The sequence below is a fragment of the Bacillus sp. NEAU-242-2 genome (assembly GCF_027853835.1).
In the GTDB taxonomy this organism is placed as follows: Bacteria; Bacillota; Bacilli; order Bacillales; family Bacillaceae; genus Bacillus; species Bacillus velezensis.
This window is the reverse complement of the sequence record NZ_JAPNNY010000001.1, coordinates 194,401-221,259: the sequence shown is the minus strand read 5'-3', so window position 1 is coordinate 221,259 and position 26,859 is coordinate 194,401. Positions and strand designations below refer to the sequence as shown.

Genomic DNA, 26,859 nt, shown 5'->3' with positions numbered 1-26,859 from the left:
GTGGGAAGGAATGATATCGGAAAAAATCAATATCTCACTGGATCATCCCATCATGAAGGGCCATATGGTCTTTGGTGAAGCGGTATTGCCCGGTCTTGCTTATATCGATTTGATTTATCAGGTTTTTCAGGAACACGGTTATGTATACAATGAGCTCGAATTGAAGCATGTTACGATTTATCAGCCTTTAACCGTCAGTGAAACGGCTGCAATCATTCTGACCATTCAATGTTCTGATAGCGGAGATGGAAAGTGGCTCATCTCCCTTTCAGGGCAGAAACAGCAAGGTGACGAGCTGTCAGACAATATACAATATGCGACGGCTGAAATGGTGAAAAGAGACGCTGTCACATTTGACGAAACCATTGATTTCGGCGATGTGAAGCAGTCAGCCAGGTCTCTGAATCTTGATGACATGTATAACCGCTGTCTGGATCATGACTTGGTTCATTCCGGTATGATGAAATCGAACGGACGATTGTACGAAACAGAAGGCGGCATGCTGGCTGAGCTTTCTTGCGAAGAAGGAAAAGATTTCTTTTTATTCCATCCGGCCCTTTTGGATGCGAGCGGGATCGGGGGGAGCGGTTTGCTTTCAGAAACAAACCGGCTTCACCTGCCTTTATATTATGAATCGTTCACGGCCGCTGACAGGCTTCAATCAGAATGCACGGCGCGTATCGCCGCTTCCGGCGTCCGTCAGGAAAAAGAACTCACAACGATGACGATCGAGTACTTCAGCCGATCCGGACAAAAGGTGGCGGAGCTTAAAAACATTACGGGAAAAGCGGTTCGGCTCGAAGAAGACGCGAATACAGCCGAACAGAATCAACAGGCTGCAACTGAGCCGGAAAGCGCAGATGAAAAAGACATCATTCTGTTTTTAAAGAAGCTTTTGGCTGATAAGCTTGGGCAGCCTTGGGAGACGCTGGACGTTCTTGCAGGCTACTACGAGCTTGGGCTGGATTCATCTTCTTTGCTTGAGATTGTACAGGATATCAGTAAAAAGACGGGTGCGGACCTCGCGCCCACTCTTCTCTTTGAATATACAAATATAAAAGAACTCGCAGTCTTTCTGAAAAAGACTGGTTCATTTGAATGTGCGGAGGAACGTGCAGCCGAACCATCACGGTCTGAAGCTGAGGCGCCGGACGCGCCAGAACTTCATAAAAACACCGGAGACATCGCGATTATCGGAATGGCCGGCCGCTATCCGAAAGCGAAAAGTGTGGCGGAGTTTTGGGAAAACCTTAAGGCGGGCACGGATTGCATCACTGAAGTTCCGAAGTCCCGATGGGATTGGAAAACATATCAAAACGTAACGTCCCCGTCTGGAAAAACAGTATCAAAATGGGGCGGTTTCATTGACGATGCCGACTGTTTCGATCCGCAGTTTTTCAGAATCTCACCGCGTGAGGCGGAAACGATGGATCCGCAGGAGCGCCTGTTTTTAGAAACATGCTGGGAAACGATTGAAGATGCGGGGTATACGCCTGAAACGCTGGGAAATAAAGGGGAGAAACAGCATCCGATCGGCGTATTTGCAGGGGTGATGCATAAAGATTATTCCTTAATCGGCGCAGAACAATTATCTGAAACTGATCCTTTTCCGGTTTCACTGAATTATGCGCAGATCGCCAACAGAGTGTCCTATTATTGTGACTTCCACGGGCCGAGCATCGCGGTGGATACCGTTTGTTCATCATCATTGACCGCCGTCCATCTGGCCATTGAAAGCATCCGCCGCGGCGAATGTGAAGCCGCGCTTGCGGGAGGGGTGAACTTGTCGCTGCACCCGGCGAAATATCTCAGCTACGGAAGCGTGGGCATGCACTCAAGTGACGGCCGCTGCCGTACATTCGGCGAGGGCGGGGACGGCTACGTTTCCGGAGAAGGAGTCGGTGCGGTCTTGCTCAAGCCGCTGGAAAAAGCCGAACGAGACGGCGACCGCATTTACGCGGTCATTAAAGGAAGCGCCGTTAACCACGTCGGGAAAGTAAGCGGAATTACCGTCCCGAGTCCTGCTGCACAGGCAGAAGTCATTAAGGCCTGTCTGAAAAAAGCAGGTATCAGCCCGCGGACCGTCAGTTATGTGGAAGCCCACGGCACGGGTACTTCGTTAGGAGACCCGATTGAAATTGAAGGTCTGTCAAAAGCGTTCAGCCAAGGGACGCAGGATCAGCAATTTTGTTCCATCGGTTCGGTCAAATCAAATATCGGTCACGCAGAATCAGCGGCGGGAATCAGCGGGTTAACAAAAGCGGCGCTGCAGCTTCATCACAAAACGCTTGTCAAATCACTGCATTCTGCGGAATTAAATCCTTACCTGAAATTTGAGGGATCTCCTTTTTACGTACAGCAGCAGACTGCTCCGTGGATGCAGCCGGCAGCCGAAGAAAACGGAAAAGTCACACATTATCCGCGCCGGGCCGGACTCAGTTCCTTCGGTGCATCAGGTTCGAACGCCCACATCATTTTAGAAGAATACATTCAGCCTGAACAAAAAGCGCCTGCACCTGAGAACGATGCAGCAAAACTCATCCCGCTGTCAGCAAGAAATAAAGACAGGCTTCTGGCCTATGCGGAAAAATTAGCCCGATCGCTTTCAGAAAAGACGGTGCTGTCTGAACTGGCTTATACACTTCAGACAGGACGTGAAGCAATGGAGGAGAGAGCTGTCTTCCTTGTAAATGACACCCGCGACTTGAAAGAAAAGCTGAATGATTTCGTAAAAGGAAACGAAAACATCCCCGGTCTTTGGCGCGGACAAGCCGAGCTGCCGGAACTGAGCGAAACCGCTCCAGAGACGGATGATCCGATACGGCTTGCCGAGTTATGGGCAGAAGGGAAAATAATAGATTGGAATAGGCTGTACGCTTCGGGTAAACCGCGTAAAACAAGCGTTCCGACGTATCCGTTTGCAAAAGAACGCTATTGGATTCCGCAGCAGAAAAAACAGGAGAAAAGCGTGTCAGGCACAGTGCTGCATCCGCTTTTACAAGAAAATACGTCAGATTTTTCGCATCAGCGCTTCACGTCTCTTTTTACTGGAGATGAATTTTTCCTATCTGACCATGTCGTCAACGGACAAAAAATACTGCCGGGTGTCGCCTATTTGGAAATGGCCAGAGAGGCGGTCAAAAAGGCCGCTGCCGTGACGGAAAAAGGCCATAGCGTCACACTCAGGCAGGTTGTTTGGGTCAGGCCGGTCATGATTGAAGACAAACCGAAGGAAATACATATTGCCCTTTATCCAGAAGATAATGGTGAGATTACCTATGAAATATTCAGTGAAACAGAAAACGGCGAAGATCCGGTTATTCACAGCCAGGGTGAAGCGGTCATTACCGAACCGGGAAGCGCCCAGATTGATATCGAGTCTGTCAAAGCTTCCTGCAATTCAGGGACCGTGACTGCGGAAGAATGTTACGGTGCTTTTGAGAAGATCGGTCTGGATTACGGAGAGGCATACAGAGGCGTACAGCAATTGCTGATCGGAGAACACCGATTATTGGCCCGTATTTCACTCCCGGCTGCCGTACATGACAATAAAGAACAGTATACGCTTCACCCGAGTATGATGGACGCCGCTTTTCACGCCTCCGTCGGTCTGCTTGTCCGCTCAATACATGACGATGCAGACAGCCACGAGCTTTCTCTGCCGTTTGCAATGCAGGAAGTGGAAGTGTTCGGGCCGTGTCCTGAACATATCTGGTCATATATCCGGTACACAGAAGGCAGCAAAGCAGATGACAACGTAAGAAAATTTGACATTGATATGTGCGATGATGCCGGTACGGTTTATGTCCGGATGAAAGGCGCGTCCGTCCGGGCGCTTGACACAGGCCAAACAGCAGGCGGTGAAACCCCGGAGGCGCCTGTCGGCCATACGATGCTGATTCCGGCTTGGGAGCCCGTTGCACTTAAAAAAACGAAGAAAGCAAAAACGGCGGAAAAGCAGACTGCGGTTTTCGGTGAAACTGACAGAATGCATACGCGCATAAAAGAACATCTGCCGAACGCTTCCTATTATCCGATCAGAGGTACGGATGATATCACATCTCTTACGCACATGCTTGAAGGACAAAAAGAACTGGAGCAAATCATTTGGCTTGCTCCGCAGGCTGAGAGTGCTGACAGCCTCAAGGAACAGGAAAGAAACGTTCTTCATGTGTTCAAGCTGATGAAAGCATTACTTGCCTTGGGGTACGGAGAAAAACATTTGGACTGGTGCATCGTCACAGCAAATGCCCAGCCGTTTTCCGATCAAGACAGCGCCGACCCGTCACAAGCCGCAGTCAGCGGACTTGCCGGAACAATGGCGAAAGAATATCCGCATTGGAATATCCGCATGATTGACACGGAAACGGACGGCAGCTGGCCGATCGAAGAGGCGCTCAGTCTTTCTGCCGGAAAAAACGGTCAAATTTGGGCGTACCGCAATCAGCAGCTGTTTGAGCGGCAGCTGATACCGCTTGACAATATGCCGAAAAACGGCACGCTGTACCAAACAGGCGGAGTTTATGCCGTGATCGGAGGCGCCGGATATCTTGGCGAGGCATGGAGTGAATACATGATCCGCCGCTACAAAGCACGCATCATTTGGATCGGAAGAAGCACACTGAATGATTCCATACAGGCGAAACTCGACCGGCTCAGCGCATTCGGCCCGGCGCCTGAATATGTTTCCGCCGATGCCGCTGACAGTGCTTCCTTAGAGCGGGCTTATCAGTTTATAAAAGAGCGTCACACAAAAATGAACGGAATCATCCACTCGGCAATGGATCTGTCTGAGCAAAGCTTAAATAATATGAAGACAGAAGAGTTCAAATCGGTGCTGCGGGCAAAAGCCGATGTCAGTGTGTCCTTGGCGGAGGTATTTGGACAGGAGCCGCTTGACTTTGCGCTCTTCTTCTCCTCGCTTGTGGCATTTATCCATAACGTGAAACAAAGCCACTATGCCGCAGGATGCGCTTTCAGTGACGCATTTGCGAAAGAACTTGATCAGACGTGGAATTGTCCGGTCAAAGTCATGAATTGGGGCTATTGGGGCAACAGCGAAGCGGCTGAAGACGGCGATTTTATTCAGCTGATGGATCAGATCGGATTAGGATTGATCGAACCGGACGCTGCGATGGAGGCGCTTGAAACCCTTATGACGCTGCCGGTTGATCAAGCGGCTTTCATTCATACGACAAAACCGGTCGCAGTCGAAGGGATGAGTGAAACAGAAAAAATTTCCGTTTATCCGTCTCAGCCGCTTGTCTCTTCACAACAGCTGAAGGCCGCTCCGCCCGGCGCACGTCTTGTAAAAGAGGCTGAACATCAAAAGCTCGATGATTTTCTGTATCAGCTTTTGATCGCCCAGCTTAAAGAAGCAGACTTGCTGACGCCGCAAAGCCTTAAAGCGTATGAGCCCGAACACGAATATTTTAAAAAATGGCTCAATCAAACGATCGCTTTCCTTCTGGAACATGGTTATCTGGAAGGGAATGCGGATTCATATAATTTGTCGGCGCGAGCCGAAGACACAACCGCCTCGCTATGGCAAAAATGGGAGCAGGAAAAAGAGGAATGGCTCAATAACGCCGATACAAAAGCGATGACTGTTTTAGCCGAGACGATGCTTAAAGCACTGCCGGACATTCTGCGCGAAGACGTGCCGGCGACTGACATCATGTTCCCGCACTCTTCAATGGAACTTGTTGAAGGAATTTATAAGCACAATCAAGTCGCGGATTACTTTAACAGCGCTCTGTCAGATACATTAACGGCGTATGTGAAAGAAAACATCAGCAAACATTCAAAAGCCGAGATCCGCATACTGGAAATCGGAGCGGGCACAGGCGGCACAAGCGCAGGCATATTTGAAAAGCTTAGGCCGTATCAAAACTATATAAAAGAATACTGTTACACCGATGTATCGAAAGCTTTTCTCGTGCATGCGGAGACGGAATACGGCAAACGGAATCCTTATCTGACGTATAAGCTTTTTAACGCAGAAGCGCCGCTTGCCGGCCAGGACATAGAGCCGGGCGCATACGACATCGTCGTTGCCGCCAATGTGCTCCACGCGACGAAAGACATCCGCCAGACGCTGAGAAACGCCAAAGCCGTTTTAAAAGACAACGGTTTGCTGCTCTTAAATGAAATGGCGGGAAACAGCCTGTTCCCGCATATTACTTTCGGACTGCTTGAAGGCTGGTGGCTGCATGAAGATTCCGCCCTTCGTATTCCGGGGTGCCCGGGCTTGTATCCGGAAAGCTGGAAGCGCGTGTTAGAAAGTGAAGGCTGGCATTCTGTCTTCTTCCCGGCAGAAGCGGCACATGAATTAAGCCATCAGATTATAGCGGCAAAAAGCAACGGCGTTGTTCGCCAAAAAACGCTTACATCAGGGGCCGGAAAACGGACCGCTCCGCCAAAAGCAGCATATACGCCGGAACTTCAGGCGCAAACAACGGTGCAAAAAGGCGACACGTCTTTAACAGAAAAAAGCACCGAGTACTTGAAAACGTTAATCGGAGAAACATTAAAAATTCCGCCGGCTCAAATTGATCCGAAAGCGCCGCTTGAAAAATACGGAATTGATTCTATCGTCGTCGTACAGCTGACAAACGCGTTACGAAATGTATTGGACCAAGTCAGCAGCACTTTATTTTTTGAATATCAGACGATCGAGGCGCTCGTCGCTCACTTAATCAAAACGAAAAAAGACGCGATGATCAAACTGACAGGACAAACGCCTGTTCAGGAAGAACAGAAGGCAACACCAGAACCGCAGGCTGTACAGCCGGCTAAGCCGCTTCGCACTGACTGGCGGCGGAGGGAAAAGCGGGCAGCCAAAGAGCCCGTCCGGCAAAGTTCGGTTCGCGACGTGGCCATCATCGGTGTTTCAGGACGCTACCCGCAGGCAAAAACAGCGGCTGAGCTTTGGGCCAATATTAAAAAAGGAAAAAACTGCATAGAAGAAATCCCGCGGGAACGCTGGAACTGGCAGGATTACTACGATGAAGAGAAAGGTAAAGAAGGCTCTATTTATACGAAATGGGGCGGCTTCATTGAGGATATGGACAAGTTTGATCCGCTGTTCTTTCAGATTTCTCCTTTGGAAGCGGAGCGAATGGACCCGCAGGAGCGATTATTTTTAGAAACGGCGTATGCGAGTATCGAGGATGCCGGCTATACGCCTGACAATCTGTGCCAAAGCAGAAAAATCGGTGTTTTTGCCGGCGCGATGAACAAAAACTACCCGACAGGCTACGGCTACTGGTCCATTGCCAACAGGGTATCTTACCTTTTTGATTTCCAAGGGCCGAGCATTGCCGTTGACACAGCCTGCTCCTCTTCTTTGACGGCCATTCATCTGGCACTTGAGAGCATATACAGCGGTTCAAGCGAATGCGCGATTGCTGGTGGCGTAAACATAGTGACCGCCCCGATTCATTATATGAATCTGTCAGTCATGAACATGCTTTCCGCAAGCGACACGTGTAAATCGTTCGGAGACCGCGCGGACGGTTTTGTCGACGGAGAAGGCGTGGGAGCGGTCGTGTTAAAGCCGTTGGACCAAGCGATCGCCGATAACGATCACATTTACGGTGTGATTAAAGGAAGCACCATTAACAGCGGAGGCAAAACGAACGGATACACCGTTCCGAATCCGAATGCGCAGGCCGCCTTAATAAAAGAAGCTTTCGAAAGGGCAAACGTCCCGGCGCGCACCGTCAGTTATATTGAAGCCCACGGCACGGGGACCGCATTAGGGGATCCGATTGAAATCGCCGGATTAACGAAAGCATTTGAAGAGGATACAACAGACAAACAGTTTTGCGCCATCGGCTCAGCAAAATCAAATATCGGCCATTGCGAAAGCGCAGCGGGCATTGCGGGTCTGACAAAAATATTATTCCAGCTCAAAGACCGCCAAATTGCGCCGTCCCTGCACGCGGAACGGCTGAACCCAAATATTGATTTCGCGTATACGCCGTTTGCCGTTCAGCAGGAGCTCGGTGAGTGGAAACGTCCCGTCATCGGCGGCAAAGAGCTTCCGAGAAGGGCGGGGTTAAGCAGCTTCGGCGCGGGAGGAGCAAACGCCCACCTTATCATAGAAGAATATACGGCAGACAAAGTGCCTGATGAGACGCCGGCAGATCAGCCCGCCATCATCGTCCTGTCCGCGAAAAACAGCGAACGGCTCACTGAAAAAGCAAAACAGCTCAGAGACGCTATCCGTGAAAAAAGATACAACGGCAGCGACCTTATGAGCATAGCCTTTACTCTCCAGACTGGCCGGGTGCCGATGGAAGAGCGTCTCGGTTTTATCGTCCATTCACTACATGAACTTGAGGAAAAACTGAACGGATTTATTGCCGAACAAAACAGCGCCGGACTGCACCGTGACGGCACGGAAGAAAACAAACGGATGCTTGCCGTATTTTCGGCGGATGATGATATGGAAACAATCATAGACGCTTGGATCAGCAAAAGAAAATATTCTAAGCTGCTTGAGCTTTGGGTAAAAGGATTGGACATCAATTGGGCGAAATTATACGGAGACCGTCCTCCGGCCCGCATCAGCCTGCCTGCTTATCCGTTTGCGAAAGAACGCTTCTGGCATCAGCAGCCTGTACAAAGCAAGGCTGCGCCCGTTAAGGCGCCGGCTGATGAAACTGATCCGGCAGAACAGTTTGAAGTGATGGCTTTTAGAGAAGTTCTTAAAGAACAGGCTCTGCCGGCTGCCGGAGAAAAACAAGTCGAAACGGTGATTTCTTTCTTAACTGATCAGAAGAAGCAGCAGGAAGCCGTCTCTGTGATCAAATCGTATGACAGTGACATTGACGTTATTTTTATCGCTCAGGGAGACCGGTATGAGGCCTTGTCCGCCGGCCGCTGCCAAGTGGTGCGGGAAGATCCGCAATCATATGTGAACGCTTTTGCGGATATTCAAAAAGAGTACGGTGAAGCTTCCGCCATTTTGTATTTATGGGCGCTTGAAGATAAAAGCTGCATCGAAGATTATTCATGTATTGTCCATATTCTCAAAGCAATGGCTGAGACCGGTCTGCAGCCGGAAAGGCTGTTATTGGCGGGGGAATATGCATCCGGTCTGGAAAGGTGCTACTTGGAATCATGGATCGGCTTTGAGCGTTCGCTCGGCATTGTTCTCCCGAAAACAAGTGTTACCGGCCACTTCAGAAAAGCCGGTGCGGCCATAACGGACTGGATGAGAACCATTTGGGATGAGCTGAAAGCTGAAACAGACCATACCGTTTTCTTGGAAGAGGGAAAACGATATGTCTATCACACCGAACCAACCGGACTAACGAAAGAAAACGGCAGGATCAGAACCGGCGGAACATATCTCATTACAGGCGGATTAGGAGGGCTCGGCTACTTATTTGCCCGCCATCTCGCCCGGAACTACCAGGCAAATGTCATTCTCACGGGGCGGTCGCCGATCAATGAAGAAAAGAAAGAAAAAATGAAAGGCCTGGAAAATCTCGGCGCGGGTGTTCTTTACGCCGAAGCCGATGTTTGTGATCCGATCGGAATGGGCGACTGCATCAAGCGCGCGAAAGAACGATTCGGAGCCATTCACGGCGTCATTCATGCGGCGGGCATCGAAAGCAGAACATCCGTCTTTGAAAATGAAATCGGGAATTTCCGCAGTACGCTTGAACCGAAAATAAACGGAAGCCTGCTTCTTGACGAGTGGCTGAAAAACGAAACGCCTGATTTCATCTGCTACTTTTCATCCACATCGGCTGTTTTAGGAGATTTCGGCTGCTGTGATTACGCGGTCGCGAACAGGTTCCAAATGGCGTATGCCCGCTATAAAAACGAACAATCCGAAAGCGGAAACGCTTTTGTCATAAACTGGCCGGTCTGGAAAAACGGCGGAATGGCCGTCGGCGGTGAAGAGACGACGGGCATGTACCTGAAATCAAGCGGCCAGCGCCTGTTAGAAACAGATGAAGGCATTGAGCTGTTTGAGCGCATCATTTCTCAAGACAACACCCAGTGCCTTGTCATTGCCGGCAAAAGAAGCCGTGCCGAACGATTTTTAGGCATACGGCGGGACGAATCATCAAAACCGGATGCGCTTTTGGAAACCGTGAGCCGCCGCATCCCGGAAGAAAGCACGGAAAAACGGCTCGAAGCGGATTTGAAAGAGCTGATACACAGTCTGCTGAAAATATCTAAAGATAAACTCGTCCTGCATAAAAACTGGGCGGAATTCGGATTTGATTCCATCTATTTAGCCAAATTTGCCGCTCTTTTGTCGAGTCATTACGGCATTGAAGTTACTCCGGCGTTATTTTACAGCTATGCCACGCTCGGAGACGTCATCAGCTATTACCTGACAGAACACAAAGAAACGATCGAAACGTTTTACCGAACGGAAGAAACCGAAACAGAAGCCGCCGCTCCGGATAACAAGGAGTATACGGATCAGGAGATCATCGCCATGATGAAACAGGTCTCTGAGGGGACATTAGATTTTAAAAGAGTGCAAGACATCATAGAAGGGAGTAAGACCTATGAATCATAAAGAACTTCTCGATGCCTACAGATCAGGAACGCTCACCATCGCTGAAGTAGAACAAAAGCTCCAGGCTTTCAAGCGGACAACTGCAAAACGTCCGCTTTCTGAAGGCCAGAAAGGTTTGTGGATGCTTCAGAAAATGTTTCCGGAGATGAGCGCATATAACATTCCGTTATGCTTTCGTTTTCAAAAGCTGGATATCGAGACATTCAAAAACGCCCTTTTGTCCGTGCAGCGCCAGCACCCTATTTTGACCAGTGTGATAAAAGAGGAAAACGGCCTTCCGTATCAGATAGAAGATACGGATCGGCATTTTCCGATTGAAGAAATGGATCTTTCTGAATTAAGCGGGCGTGACGTTCTTTCGTTTATTAAAGAAAAAGCAAAAGAACCGTTCGCGCTTGAAACCGGGCCGCTCCTTCGTGTTCATGTATTCCGGCGGGCGAAGCGGGAGCCGATTGTGTTAATCACCATTCACCATATCATTTTTGACGGCGTCTCTCTTATGACGTTTATGTCGGCGCTGCTGGACGCTTATGTAAAAGCAAGTGAAGGCAAAGAACCTGTCATGGTTCAGCAGGCCGCAGATTATCATGATTTTGTGAAATGGGAAAAAGAGCTGCTGGAAAGCGAAGCGGGAAAAACGCATCTCTCTTATTGGAAAAAGCAGCTGGAAGGACCGCTGCCGGTGCTTGAGCTTCCGTCGGATTATCCGAGATCATCGGTTCAAACTTGCAAAGGGCAGGCGTATCAGCGCTTGCTTCCTGATGAACTGAACCGGCAGATTAAAGTGTGCGCCCAAAAACATAATGTCAATGAATCCGTTGTGTATCTCGCTATTTTCAAAGGGCTGCTCTATCAATATACGAATCAGGAAGATGTCATCGTCGGCATGCCGACGATGGGGCGCTCTGAGGCTCAATTTGAGTCTGTCATCGGATACTTTATTAATATGATCGCGGTCAGAAGCAGGGAGACGGGCGCCAAATCCTTTACGGCGTTTTTGAAGGAGCTGCAGCTGACACTGGCAGAAGGGCTGGACCATGCCGCGTATCCGTTTCCCGCGCTTGTCAAAGAATTGAAGACGGAACGCTCGCCTGCGGTTTCGCCTGTTTTTCAAACCGCGTTTTTCTATCAAAACTTCTTCCGGACAGAAGGAGCGGAAAAGCTGGCGGAACTATATCAATCACTCGGCATCGAAATGATAGAAGACATTCATCAGGAAGGCGAATTTGAGCTTGCGCTTGAAGTCTATAAAAAAGAAACAGGAACCGTCCTGCAATTTCTGTACAACCCGGATGTCTACAGCCCTTCTTTCATCGAACGGATGGCGGAGCATTATATGAAACTGGCAGAAAAGGTGCTTTCTGATCCGGAGATCGCTTTTGAAGCCTGTTCCGGCCTGCTCAATCAAAAACGTGAAGCAAGCCGTTCATCCCATCAGCCGAATGAGCGCTGCATTCATGAAGTGTTTGCGGAAAAAGCCGGACGCCACCCTGACAGAGAAGCCGTCACATTCGGTGAAAACAGTCTTACATATCGCGAATTAGATGAACGAAGCACGGCGCTCGCCGTGCACCTGCAAGAAAAGGGCGTCACACCGGAATGCCCGGTCGGCATTTGTACGGAGCGTTCTTTTGAGATGGTCATCGGCATCCTCGCCATTTTAAAAGCGGGAGGCGCGTATGTGCCGCTGGACCCGGCTTTTCCAAACGAACGGATGGCGCACGTGTTGACTGACAGCGGCGTTTCAATCGTATTAACGCAAGCAAAGACGCGCGGCATGATTGAACAGTTGGCCATCGGCGGTGTGAGCACGGTGGAAATTGAAAACAGCGGACGTTCTGTCAGCGGGGCAAAACTGACGCCGCGTTCAAAACCGCATCATCTCGCTTATATTCTATATACGTCCGGAAGCACGGGAAAACCGAAAGGCGTCATGGTTGAGCACAGGGCCATCATGAATACGCTGCAGTTTTTGGAAGCTGAGTATCCGGTCGCACAAGAGGATGCCTATTTGTTAAAAACGAATTACGTATTTGACGTTTCGATTTCTGAATTATTCGGCTGGTTTATCGGAAACGGACGGCTTGTCATTTTGCCGCCTGGTGCAGAAAAAAATCCGCAGCTTTGCATGGAATACATCCAAACCCACCAGGTCACGCACCTGAATTTTGCTCCCGCCGTGTTTAATGTATTTCTGGAAACGGTAAAGCGGCATACGGCATTTACAGAAGACGGCCCTGTGAAATATGTGATGGTGGCCGGTGAGGCGTTTCCGAAAGATTTAGTCAAAAAGTCAGTTTCCATCTTCAAACATGCCAGAATTGAAAACATATACGGCCCGACGGAAACATCTATTTATGCCGCTTACTACAGCTGCGGCCAAAAGGAAATCACAAGCAGGAATACGCCGATCGGGAAACCGATTCACAATACGCGGCTTTATATCGTCGATGAAAAGCTCAGCCCCGTCCCTGACGGTGTGGCCGGGGAGCTTTGCGTGGCCGGCGCCGGTCTGGCCAGAGGCTATTACAATCAGCCTGAGCTGACGGCGGCATCATTTATTGATAATCCGTTTAGTGAAGGAGAAAAACTTTACAAGACAGGTGATTTAGCCAGATGGCTGCCTGACGGAAATATAGAATATGCCGGCCGGATTGACAGTCAGGTGAAAATTCGCGGCTTCCGCATCGAATTGGGAGCGATTGAAACGAAATTGAACGAACATCCGGACATTCTTGATCAGGCGGTTGTTGTTCAGGAAAAGAACGGACATAAAAAGCTGATTGCTTATTATACGGCCCGCTCCGGTCATACGGCTGATGAAAAAGCGCTCCGCAACCATCTTTTATCGAGTCTGCCGGATTATATGGCGCCTGCTCATTTTATCCGTCTGGATGCGCTGCCGTTAACACCGAGCGGAAAAGTGAACCGCAAAGACCTAAAACAGCGCAAGGTAATTGTTCACAGGTCTGAAAAGACGGGCAGACTGCCGTTATCAGAAGCGGAAGCGAAAGTGACCGCAATATGGGAAGACCTGCTGAATACGGCGGGCATCAAAACCGAAGACGGCTTTTTCGATGTGGGAGGCGACTCGCTTCTGGCTGTTGCGGCGGCAGAACGCATTAAACAGGAGCTGGAATGCGATTTTACCGTCACGGATTTATTCGAACACTCTACCATTCAGGCGATCAGCCGATTTATTGTTGAAACTAAACAGACGGCTGAATCAGAGGTATCAGGCCAAGATGAAAGAGAAAGAGAACAAACACCGCAAAACGGGGTGCCGTCTTACTTTGACGACAGTGTGGCGATAGTGGGGATTTCCTGCCAGTTCCCCGGCGCGAAAAATCATCATGAGTTTTGGAAGCAGTTAAGAGAAGGAAAGGAAAGCGTCCGGTTCTACTCGGAAGAAGAACTTCGGGAAGCCGGCGTGCCTGAAGATTTGATCGAAAATCCCGACTATGTGCCGGCATTATCGACGATAGAAGGAAAAGATCTCTTTGACCCTGAGTTCTTTCACATTTCTCCGAAAGACGCAGAATTTATGGATCCTCAGCTTCGGCTTCTGCTGCTTCATTCTTGGAAAGCCGTCGAGGACGCGGGATATGTATCCAAAGAGATTCCGAAGACAAGCGTATATATGTCGGCAAGCAATAATTCGTATCGGTCGCTTTTACCGGAAAAAACGACAGAAGGCCATGAATCTCCTGACGGCTATGTCTCATGGGTGTTAGCGCAGAGCGGCACGATTCCGACGATGGTTTCCCATAAGCTCGGATTAAAAGGGCCAAGCTATTTCGTTCATTCCAATTGCTCATCATCATTAGTCGGTCTTTATTCAGCCTATAGAAGCATCACGAGCGGAGAATCGGAATACGCGCTCGTCGGCGGAGCAACGCTGCATGCAGCGACCGGCATCGGCTATGTGCATCAAAACGGATTGAATTTTTCAAGCGACGGGCATGTCAAGGCATTTGACGCTTCAGCCGACGGTATGGCGGGCGGAGAAGGAGCGGCCGTCATTCTGCTGAAAAAGGCGTCGCAAGCCGTTCAGGACGGAGATCACATATACGCCATGCTCAGAGGCATCGGTCTGAACAATGACGGAGCGGATAAAGTCGGTTTTTACGCACCGAGTGTAAAAGGTCAGACTGACGTCATCCAGCATGTTTTAGACAGCACGAATATTCACCCGGAGACGATTTCCTATATCGAAGCGCACGGCACTGGAACGACATTGGGTGATCCGATTGAAATGTCCGCGCTGCAGCAAGTGTATAAACGTTACACGGACCGGGAGCAGTATTGCGGAATCGGCTCCGTAAAAACGAATATCGGGCATTTGGATACAGCAGCGGGTCTGGCCGGGTGCATCAAAGTCGCCATGAGTTTATATCATCGGGAGCTGGCGCCTACCATTAATTACACGTCACCGAACCCGAATATCAAATTCAGCGGTTCGCCGTTTTATGTGGCGGATAAGAGAAAACTGCTTCCGGAGAGAGAGACGCCGCACCGGGCAGCGTTAAGCTCATTCGGACTCGGAGGAACAAACGCACACGCCATTTTTGAACAGTATGAAAACAAAACGATCAGCGGATTAAATGACGGACAGCCGCCTTATATCGTTCCGCTGTCAGCGAGAAATAAGCAGCGTCTTACTGCCTATGCATCTTGTTTATCCGGCTTTCTGGATGAAGCCGAAAACGATGTTTCCTTGCATGATCTGGCATTTACGTATCAGACCGGACGTGAAGCGATGGAAGAGAGAGCCGTTTTTATCAGTCATGATCATCACGATTTGAAGCGTCAGCTGCAGGATTTTATCAACGGCAATGACCAAAACATCTTACGGGGCAAAAAAGTGAGAAGCAGAGAAGTGTCGGCTCAGGAGATGGAAGAGCTTGCGGCATGTCAGACACGTGATGAAAAGCTGAAAGCATTTGCGGCGCTCTGGATTGAAGGAGCGCGTGTTGATTGGGGCTTATTGTATCAGGATTCCGCGCCGCGAAGAATCAGTGCGCCGACCTACCCGTTCGCAGAGGAGCGCTTCTGGCCGGAAGAAACTGTGAAGCAAACTGATACCAAGTTTTTGCATCCGCTGGTACATCAGAATACATCCGTCTTGCAGGAGCAGCGGTTCAGTTCGGAATTCACGGGAAAAGAGTATTTTATTGCCGAGCATATCATTAAAGGAATGGCGATCGTGCCGGCTGCCGTCACCCTTGAGATGGCACGGGCCGCGGCGGAGAAAAGCATCGGCGGGGCAACAGAGGATTCTCTCGGCCTGCGCTTAAAGAATATCGTATGGGTACGCCCGGTGATAGCCGATCAGGACGCTGTCCGTGTCCATATCGGACTTTATGAAGAAGAGGACGGACAGATTCAATACAGAATGTACGGCGGTAACGATTCTATCGGTGAAGAAGCTCCCCTTTATAATCAGGGCATCGCTGAAATCATCCGGAAGGAACCGGAGGAAGCGGCGGATATTGAGCAGCTGAAGCGCCGGTGCACGCAGGGAACAATCGAATCTCAAGCGTTTTACAAAGGAATGATCGGAGCTGATTACGGGCCGGGCTACAAAGGTGTACAGCTTGTATACAAAGGCGAAGACCGTCTGCTTGCTAAATTGAAGCTTCCTGAATCCGTCTCCCATACGAAAGCTGATTATATCCTTCATCCGAGTATGATGGACGGTGCGCTTCAGGCCGCCGAATATTTGCAAAACGTGACGAGAGCGCTGCTGGCAGAAAGCGGGGAACCATTCAAAGCCGCATTGCCGTTTGCTTTAGAGGAGCTGGACGTTCTGAATCCGTGCGCTGATGATATGTGGGTGCACGTCACATTCAGTGCGAACAATAAAGCCGGCGATCCTATCCAAAAAGCAGATATTGATTTATATGACAATAACGGCGGGCTTTGTGTGCGGATGAGAGGTTTCTCAACGCGGATCATGGAAGAAAATGCGGGTGCCGGCGTTCCCATCAGCCGTACGGACACATTGCTCGCTGAACCGGTCTGGAAAGAGCAGCCGGAACCGGCCGATCATGCGCCTTCGTATGAACAGCATATCATTTTCCTTTGTGAGTTCGATGAAGCCGTTAAACAAGCTGTCGAAGCAAAGCTTGAACATGCAAGCGTCATTATCTTGGACGATCGTCCCGCATCTATTGCAGAGCGGTATCATTCTTATGCGGGTCAGCTGTTTGGCCATATCAAAACCATAATGAAAAGCAAGCCGAAGGGCCGCGTGCTTTTTCAGGCTGTTACGCGGTCAGCAGGCTTACAGCAGGTGTTCTCAGGCATTACCGGCCTCTTCAAAACCGCATGCCTTGAACATTCCAAGCTGATCTGTCAAATGATCGAAGCCGAGGAGAAAGAAAGTGCTGAAGGCATCGCGGAAAAAGCGTCCGAAAACCGTATGCATGCCGAAAGCGTCCATGTGAAATATGAAGACGGCAAGCGCTTTGCCGCTGATTGGGAAGAGGTGGATATTTCTCAAGCGGAGCCGGATATTCCGTGGAAAGACGAAGGCGTTTATCTCATTACAGGAGGTGCCGGAGGTTTAGGTCTGATTTTTGCAAAAGAGATCGCAAACCGTACAAAAGACGCCGTCATCATACTAACCGGCCGGTCCGCTCTCAGAGAAAAGCAGAAAGACATGCTGGAAACAGTACGTGCTGCCGGCGCTTCTGTTTTCTACGAGCAGACCGATGTCACGGACGAAGCAGAAGTATACCGATTGATCCGCAATATCCGCAAACGGCACGGCAAGCTGGACGGGATTGTTCACAGTGCCGGCATTATAAAAGACAACTACATGGTGAAGAAGACGGCAGAGGAATTCCAACACGTTCTCGCTCCGAAAGTGAAGGGCCTTGTGTATCTTGATGAAGCGTCACAACATGAGAAATTAGATGTCTTTATTGTCTTCTCATCCTTATCAGGTGTGCTTGGAAGCGTCGGCCAGGCTGATTATGCGTCTGCAAATGTCTTTATGGAGATGTATGCCGAGCACCGCCGTTCTTTACAAGCCGCAGGACAAAGATACGGAAAGACGCTTTCTGTCAGCTGGCCGTTATGGAAAGAAGGCGGAATGCAGGCAGGAAAGCAGACGGAAGATATGCTGATGCAGGAGGCGGGAATCGCACCGCTCGGCACAGATGCCGGCATCAAGGCTTTATATCAAGGCTTGATGAGCGGGACAGCCCGGATGACGGTTCTTGAAGGAGATGTGAAAAACATGAAAGCAAAACTGTTTCGCAAAGAGAATGATCATCCGGAAGCAGAGACCGGCGTACGTCATGACATTGATGCTGACAGCCTGCTTGAAAAAGTGAAGCATCTGTTAAAACAGCAGACGGCCTCACTGTTAAAAGTAAACATTGACAAAATTGATCCTCACGAAGAAATGACAAAATACGGGCTGGATTCTATCTCGATGACTGAGTTTACGAACCAGTTAAACAAAACGTACCGGCTTACGTTAACGCCGACGATTTTCTTTGATCATCCGACAATCCATGAATTTGCCGTTCATTTAATCAGTGAATACGAAGAGGAATTTGCCGGACGGTTTGCGGTAAATACAAAAACGGTTCAATCGGCAAGACCGGTAAAAGAGACTCAAATCACGCGCCCGGCCGTTAAGCGGCGCCGCACTCTGCCTGAGACACTTCCGCAGACAGTGCAGCGGGACCAAGGGCCGGAACCGATCGCAATCGTAGGCATCAGCGGGATTTTCCCGATGGCAGAAGACATTGAAGCTTTCTGGCAGAACCTGAAAGAAGGCAAAGACTGCATGACCGAGATTCCGAAAGACCGCTGGGACTGGCGGGACTATTACGGGGATCCCGCAAAAGAAGCAAATAAAACAAACGTCAACCAAGGCGGGTTTATTGACGGAATTGCCGAATTTGATCCGTTGTTTTTCGGGATTTCACCCCGGGAAGCGGAGCAAATGGACCCTCAGCAGCGCCTCTTGCTGACGTATGCGTGGAAAGCGATTGAAGATGCCGGATATGCGTCAAAGAGTCTCTCAGGCACAAAGACAGGTGTGTTTATCGGGACCGGAAACACCGGCTACGGTTCTCTTTTAGCCAATGCCGATGCGGCGATTGAAGGGTCATCCGCGGCGAATACAAGTCCGTCTGTCGGACCGAACCGTGTCAGCTATACGCTCAATCTGCACGGGCCGAGCGAGCCGATTGATACCGCCTGCTCAAGCTCGCTCGTTGCCATACACCATGCCGTTTCTTCAATTGAAGAAGGGACGTGCGACATGGCTTTGGCGGGAGGAATCAATACGATTGTTCTTCCGGATGTGTATATCAGTTTTGACAAAGCGGGCGCGCTGAGTAAAGAAGGAAGATGCAAAACGTTCTCCGATCAGGCTGACGGTTTTGCCCATGGTGAAGGAGCCGGGCTCTTTTTCCTCAAAAAGCTGAAAGCCGCTGAGGCGGATGGGGACCATATTTACGGCGTCATTAAAGGAAGCGCGGTGAATCACGGCGGCCGTGCGGCATCTTTAACAACGCCTAACCCGAAACAACAGGCGGAAGTCATTAAAGCCGCATACAAAAAAGCGGGCATTGATCCGAAAACAGTCTCTTATATCGAAGCGCACGGCACCGGAACAGAACTGGGGGATCCCGTTGAAATTAACGGCCTGAAACAAGCGTTCAGCTCGTTTGCAGACGGAAAAGAGAAAGCGGCCGGCTATTGCGGCTTAGGGTCGGTCAAAACGAATATCGGCCATTTATCCCTTGCCGCGGGAGCAGCGGGCATTATTAAAATTTTGCTGCAGATGAAGCATCGCACATTAGTCAAAAGTCTCCACTGTGAGACGGTAAATCCGTACATTCAGCTTGAAGACAGCCCGTTTTATCTGGTGCGGGAGACGATGGAATGGAAGACGCAGACGGACGAACGCGGAAACGAACAGCCGCGCCGCGCGGGCATCAGCTCATTCGGCATCGGAGGCGTAAATGCCCACGTCGTCATCGAAGAATACATTCCAGAAGACAGAGAGGAAGCAGATGATTCTCATATCGACCCATGTCTTTTCGTTCTGTCCGCCAAAAATGAAAAACGCCTGAAAGAGCAGGCAAAACAGCTGAAACGTGCGCTTACTGAAAAACGGTACGATCATTCCAGCCTCGTTTCTATGGCATATACTCTCCAAATCGGAAGGGACGCCATGGAAGAACGCCTGGCGGTTATTGCCGGATCCGCAGAAGAACTGCAGGAAAAACTGTCACAGTTTATCACTGGAGATAAGCATGCGGATTTGTACAGAGGAAGAATAGACAAAGGCACGCTGCAAATGCTGACGGAAGATGAAGAAATTCAAGAAGCCGTTGAAAAATGGATGGCACGCGGCAAATACGCGAAGCTGCTTGAATTATGGGTCAAAGGGCTGAACGTCGATTGGGCGAAGCTGTATGGAGACCGGCCGCCTAAACGCATGAGCCTGCCGTCGTATCCTTTTGCAAAAGACCGCTATTGGGCGGCGAAACACACCGGAAAACACGAAAAAACAAGCACAGTATCTGCCGGAAAACAAGACGCGCTTCATCCGCTTCTGCACAGAAATACTTCAAACCTTGCAGAACAGCGGTTCAGCTCAATCTATACAGGAGAAGAATTTTACCTTGCGGATCATGTTGTAAAAGGCGTGCCGATTTTACCGGGTGTGGCACATCTTGAAATGGCGCGCGCAGCAATGGAACAGGCATCTGAAGTACCGGCCGGACAAGGAAGCATCAAGCTTAAGAATACGGTTTGGGTGCGGCCGATCACCATTGAAGACGAGCCGGTCCATGTCAACATCCGCCTCATTCCTGAAACGGCAAATGACGTTCAATTCGACATTTACAGCGGCCGGGAAACAGATCAGCCGTCCGTTTACAGCCAAGGGGCAGTATCAGTCCGCCCTGACGCAAAGGCTCCGGTCATTGATCTGCAAAAACTGAGATCACAATCCGCCGAGACACCGTTTTCTGCAGATGAAGTGTACGATATGTACCGCAAAATCGGTTTTGATTACGGCCCGGCTTTCCGGGGTGTCAAAGCGATTTATACAGGTGATGATTTCGTATTGGGCAGACTGTCTCTTGATACGGCTTGTGCGGACACGGTGCAGGAGTATGTCATGCATCCGGGCTTAATGGACTCTGCATTGCAGGCATCAAGCATATTAACCGGAACAAATGATGAAAAACTGATGCTTCCGTTTGCGGTTCAGGAGCTTGAAGTATTCAGCGCATGCGCTGCCGAGATGTGGGTTTACGCCAGACTTTCTGAAGACCACAAAGCCGGCCAGATTGAAAAGCGCGATCTTGATATTTGTGATGAAAACGGCAAGGTTTGCGTAAGTCTGAAAGGTTTGTCATTCAGAACGGCTGAAAAAGAACCTGAGAAAAAAGAAAAAGCTCCGGAAACGCTCATGCTTGAGCCGGTATGGACACGAAGCGATGAAACTGCCGTTCAAACGGAACCGGTTTTTGCCCGGCATATCGTAATGCTTTGTGACACAGACGCCGGATTAAAACAAGCCGTTGAAGCCGCGGGAGCTGAATGTATTGAAATGACCTCCCCGCACGGGAAAGCGGCGGCGCGCTTCCGTGATTATACAGGACGGATATTGGAGACGCTGCAAAAACTGCTGAAGGAAGAGACGGAAGGAGACGTCCTTATCCAGACGGTTCTCGCTAAAACAGATAAGCATCAGCTGCTCTCAGGGATTTCAGCTCTGTTAAAAACAGCCGGCCTGGAACATAAAAAACTGAAAACCCAGCTGATTGAAATAGAACCGGCGGAAAACGGCAGAATCACAGACATCATCAGAGAAAATAAAACAAGGGCTGATGACAGCCATATCAAATATGAAAACGGCATCCGATACAGCGCAGATGTCAAAGAAACGGCCGTGTCCGGCGGAAAAATACGCATTCCGTGGAACGACGGAGGCATTTATCTCATTACCGGAGGAGCCGGGGGCTTAGGATTTATTTTCGCGAAAGAAATTGCCCGGAAAGTTAAAGAGCCGACACTGGTTTTGACAGGCCGTTCCGCATTAAGCGAGAATCAAAGGATGCAGCTGCAATCGCTTGAATCACTCGGAGCAAAAGCGGAGTACAAACAGGCTGATGTAACAAACGCTCAAACTGCGGCAGACCTGGTCAAAACAATTGAAACGGAATATGGCGGCCTTCACGGCATCATTCATAGCGCGGGTGTGATGAAAGATCAATATATCGCAAAGAAAACAACCGAAGAGTTTTACAGTGTATTGGCTCCTAAAACGGACGGATTTGTCAACCTTGATGAAGCAACCGAGCATTTAGCGCTGGACTTTTTCATCGTTTTCTCATCCATTTCCGGTGTCACCGGGAATGCGGGACAGGCGGATTATGCGGCGGCAAACGCATTTATGGACAGCTATGCGGCATACCGCAACGCGCTGGTTACGGCAATGTACCGCCACGGTCACACATTGTCAATCAATTGGCCGCTTTGGAAAGACGGCGGAATGCAAGTCAACGAAGAAATGGCGAAGCTCACCGAAAAAAGAACCGGCGTAACACCGATGCGCACTGAAACCGGAATAGAAGCTCTTTACAAAGCATGGAGCATGGGGAAAACAAGTGTGCTCGTCATGGAAGGAAACCGCGCCGTAATGCGGGAAAAACTGCTTCAAAAGACTCCCGCAGCCGCTTTTGCACCGGTTAAGAAAACGGAGGAAACGCCTGCGCCGAAAGACCTGACGGCCAAACTTCAGGAATTGCTGGCAAAAGAAGTTTCCGGGCTTCTGAAAATAAACATTGAAGAAATCGATATCGAATTGGAGTTCAATCAATACGGATTTGATTCCATTACGCTGACGGAATTCGCCAACAAGCTGAATGACACTTATCAGCTTGATCTCACACCGACCATATTTTTTGAATATGCGACGATTCAAACCTTGGCGCATCATTTAGCAGAAGACTATCAAACACAATTTGCAGGCAGCACACAGCCGAAAGAAGAAAAACAAAGCGGTGTAACAGATGATGGCGGCATCAGACTGGCAGGGAACAAACGATTTGCAAAAACAGCCGTACAGCCTGTTCAGACTGCGGCTGAACATAAACCGGAACCGATTGCCATTGTCGGCATGAGCGGAGTGTTTCCGAAAGCCGCAAATATTGATGAGTATTGGCGCAATTTAGAAGAGGGAAAAGATTGTATAACAGAGGTGCCGGCGGATCGCTGGGACTGGCGGGAGTATTACGGTGACCCGCTTAACGAAGCCAACAAAACAAATGTAAAGTGGGGCGGATTTATTGACGGAGTTGCGGAATTTGATCCGCTGTTCTTCGGAATTTCACCGCTGGAAGCCGAACAGATGGATCCCCAGCAGCGCTTGTTAATGATGTATGCGTGGAAGGCGATAGAAGATGCGGGATATTCCGCTAAAAGCCTTTCCGGCACGAAAACAGGCCTGTATATCGGCACGGGGAATACCGGATACGGCTCACTGTTTTCCGACCTGGATATCGGCGGTGCGTCAGCCGCAAATATGAGTCCGTCAGCAGGGCCGAACCGCGTCAGCTATATGCTCAATCTGCACGGGCCGAGTGAACCGATCGACACGGCTTGTTCCAGCTCGCTGGTCGCGATTCATCACGCCGTATGCGCCATTGAAAACGGGAACTGCGAGATGGCGATCGCCGGCGGCGTGAATACCGTCGTCACACCGCAAGGCCACATCGCTTATGACAAAGCGGGTGCGCTGAGCAAAGAAGGGAAATGCAAAACGTTCTCCGACAGGGCGGACGGATTTGCCGTCAGTGAAGGTGCCGGAATTCTGTTTTTGAAAAAGCTGTCAGAAGCGGAAAAAGCGGGCGATCATATTTACGGCGTCATTAAAGGCAGCGCGGTCAACCACGGCGGACGCGCGAACTCCTTGACGACACCGAACCCGAAAGCCCAGGCGGAAGTCGTCAGAACGGCTTATGACAAAGCAGGCATTGATCCGAGAACCGTCACTTATATAGAAGCGCACGGAACCGGAACGGAGCTTGGCGATCCGGTCGAAATCAACGGCCTGAAATCCGCCTTTCAAAAGCTGTACGAAAAAACAGGCGATTCCGCCGTTTACGCGAGTCACTGCGGTCTGGGATCGGCTAAAACCAATATCGGCCACCTGTCACTGGCAGCCGGTGTCGCGGGTGTGATCAAAGTGCTGATGCAGATGAAGCATAAAACACTTGCAAAAAGCCTCCACAGCGAGGTCATCAACCCGTATATCAAGCTGAAAGACAGTCCGTTTTACATCGTACAGGAAAAAAGAGAATGGACGGCATTGAAAGACGAAAACGGCAATCATCTGCCGCGCCGTGCGGGAATCAGTTCTTTCGGCATCGGCGGCGTAAACGCCCATGTCGTCATTGAAGAATATATCCCGAAGGAAGAAAGAAAAACAGCTGTTTTCACACACCCTCAAATCTTTGTGCTGTCGGCCAAAGAAGAAGAACGTCTGCAGGAACAGGCGCAACAGTTGGCGCAAGCTTCTTTTACGGATGCGGATCTTGCCGATGTTGCTTACACGCTTCAGCAGGGACGTGATGCGATGGAAGAAAGAGCGGCCATTATCGCTTCCTCGGCCGAAGAACTGCGGGACAAGCTAAAGAGCTGTGCGAAAGGATGTTATGACAAAGCGGGCATTTATAAAGGAAAAGCGGGGGCGGGTAAAACCCCGCTGAAATCCATTCTGGCAGGCGCAAACGGCGAAGCGGATATCGAAGAGCTGATAAGCCGCCGAGAGAATGGCAAGCTTGCGGAATTATGGGTGCAGGGCGCGGATATCAAATGGGACGGCTTATATTCTGATATCAAGCCCCAACGGATGAGTCTTCCTGCTTACCCGTTTGCGAAAGAGCGGTACTGGATCACGGACAACCGGCCGAAAGCAGAAAAACCGCAAGCTGTGCCGACGGCGCGGGTGCTGCACCCGCTGCTTCACGAAAATGTATCGGATTTAACAGAGCAGCGGTACCGATCCGAATTTACGGGACAAGAGACGATTTTCACCGATCATCTTATTAAAGGCAAGCCGGTCATGCCGGGCGTTGCCTACTTGGAAATGGCCAGGGCGGCGGTTGCTCAGGCAGTCAAAGGGCAAAAGGAACGTCCTTCTGTCATCCGTCTGAAAAACATCGTTTGGGTTCGGCCGATCGAAGCGGGAAACCGCCCGATTGAAGCGCAAATCAGCCTGAACCCGAGGGAAAACGGTGAAATCGTGTATGACATTTACACCGATTCACAAACAGAAGCAAGCGGCAGGCAGATACACTGTCAGGGGGCTGCCGGCATTCTCGGCGCCGGTGAGGCTCCGCACCGTGATATAGGCGCACTGAAAGCTCAATGCGGTCGCAGCATGCTGACTTCTGAGCAGTGTTACGGTTTATTCAGCAAAATCGGCATTGACTACGGTCCCGGACAACAAGGAATTCAGCACATTCATATCGGAAGCAATCAAGCATTAGCTGAGCTCCGTCTGCCTTCCTTCCTCGAAGAAACGGCAGATCAATACGTTCTTCACCCGTGTATGCTTGATTCAGCTTTGCAAGCGACAATCGGACTGAAGCTGCATGCAGGTGATAACCAGCTGTCACTGCCGTTCGCCCTTGAGGAACTGGACATTTTCAGCCCGTGCACGACAAGCATGTGGGCGTATGTCAGCTCCCGGGGAACGGATGAAAAAATACAGCGGCTGGACATTGACTTATGCGATGAGACAGGCCGCGTCTGTGTCAGGATTAAAGGGATTTCTTCCAGAATGATGGAAGGCCCGGCGCCGGAAACATCATTAAATGGAGCAAACCTTCTGGCTCCGGTATGGGATCTTGCGGAATTCCGTGACCAAAGCCCGGCATATAAGACGGAAGAGGTTGTCTTTATCGCAGGGGATGAGGAAAGCGCGGCTTTTCAATTGCATCATCCTTCTGCGAAACGGCTTCATATCAACCCGGAGGATGAAATAGAGGCTGTTGCGGCTGAAATGAAAGCAAGAGGGTCTTTCGGGCATATCGTATGGATCGCTCCTTTTCACAGCGATGATGACATGGTGAAAGCTCAAGATGCGGGCGTCATCCAGATGTACAGAGTGATTAAGGCGATGCTTGCTTTAGGATACGGAGGCAAGCGAATCAGCTTGACTGCAGTCACAATAAAAACACAGTCCGTACAGCCGGCGGACATCATTGATCCGGCTCATGCAGGCATTCACGGTTTGATCGGTTCGCTCGCAAAAGAGTATCCGAACTGGCAAACACGGCTGATTGATGCCGGATGTCCGGAAGATGTTTCAAAGGCGGAGCTGTTCTCAGCGCCGTTTGATGAGCAAGGCAACACTTGGGCGTACCGGAACAATCACTGGTACAAACAGCGCCTTATTCCTGTACAGCAGCCGGTGTCAAGCCGGCCCGCTTACCAAAAAGGCGGCGTTTATGTCGTCATCGGCGGCGCGGGGGGCATCGGCGAGGCATGGAGCGAATATGCCGTGAAAACGTATCAGGCGCGAGTCGTTTGGATCGGCAGACGAAAACATAACAGCGCCATCCAGGAAAAAATCGACAGACTCAGCCAATTTGGGCCGGCGCCGATTTATATTGAAGCTGACGCGGCAAATCCGGATGAGCTCACACGGGCATATGAAACGATTAAACGCACGCACCCGCAAATTAACGGAATCATCCATTCCGCAATTGTTTTAGAGGATCAGAGCCTGGCGAATATGCCGGAAAGTCGTTTGAAAAGCGTGCTCGCTGCAAAAGTCAATGTCAGCGTGAATATGGCCCGCGTGTTCCAAAATGAGCCGCTGGACTTTGCTTTGTTCTTCTCATCTGTTCAATCATTTGCACGAGCGGCCGGACAAAGCAATTATGCTGCCGGGTGCAGTTTCAAAGATGCCTTTGCCGCTCATTTGGCTCAAGTCCGGCCGTATTCGGCGGCAGTGATGAATTGGAGCTATTGGGGCAGTGTCGGAATCGTATCATCTGCCGAATATCAAGAACGGATGAAACAGGCGGGAGTCGGATCAATTGAAGCGCCCGAAGCAATGGCGGCGCTTGAACGATTGCTCGGCGGCCCATTGAATCAGTTCGTCATGATGAAACAGGCGGAAGAGCCGGAGGAAAAACCGGAAGAAATGATAGAAGTATACCCTGAACATCACGGCTCGGCGATGCAAAAACTGCGAAGCTATCAGCCTAAAGTAACAAGACATGTACAACAATTGAGTTAAGGAGGGGACG

The 26,859-nt window shown here is 50.2% G+C and carries 2 protein-coding genes; both read left to right on the top strand.

Annotation, left to right across the window (positions count from 1 at the left end):
• Positions 1-10 precede the first annotated feature (10 nt).
• Positions 11-10,552 (top strand): type I polyketide synthase, encoded by a 10,542-nt coding sequence (locus tag OWN49_RS00680; protein ID WP_176283329.1) that lies wholly within the window; start codon positions 11-13, stop codon positions 10,550-10,552.
• Positions 10,542-26,849 carry a non-ribosomal peptide synthetase gene (locus OWN49_RS00675; RefSeq protein ID WP_176283330.1) on the top strand — a complete coding sequence of 5,436 codons (16,308 nt, stop codon included), beginning with the start codon at positions 10,542-10,544 and terminating at the stop codon, positions 26,847-26,849. The genes OWN49_RS00680 and OWN49_RS00675 overlap by 11 nt, the downstream gene beginning before the upstream one ends.
• Positions 26,850-26,859: the final 10 nt, after the last annotated feature.

Bases quoted from the DNA above. Each gene is read 5' to 3' on its own strand.
- OWN49_RS00680 (WP_176283329.1), top strand. From the start codon at position 11: ATGATATCGGAAAAAATCAATATCTCACTGGATCATCCCATCATGAAG.
- OWN49_RS00675 (WP_176283330.1), top strand. From the start codon at position 10,542: ATGAATCATAAAGAACTTCTCGATGCCTACAGATCAGGAACGCTCACC.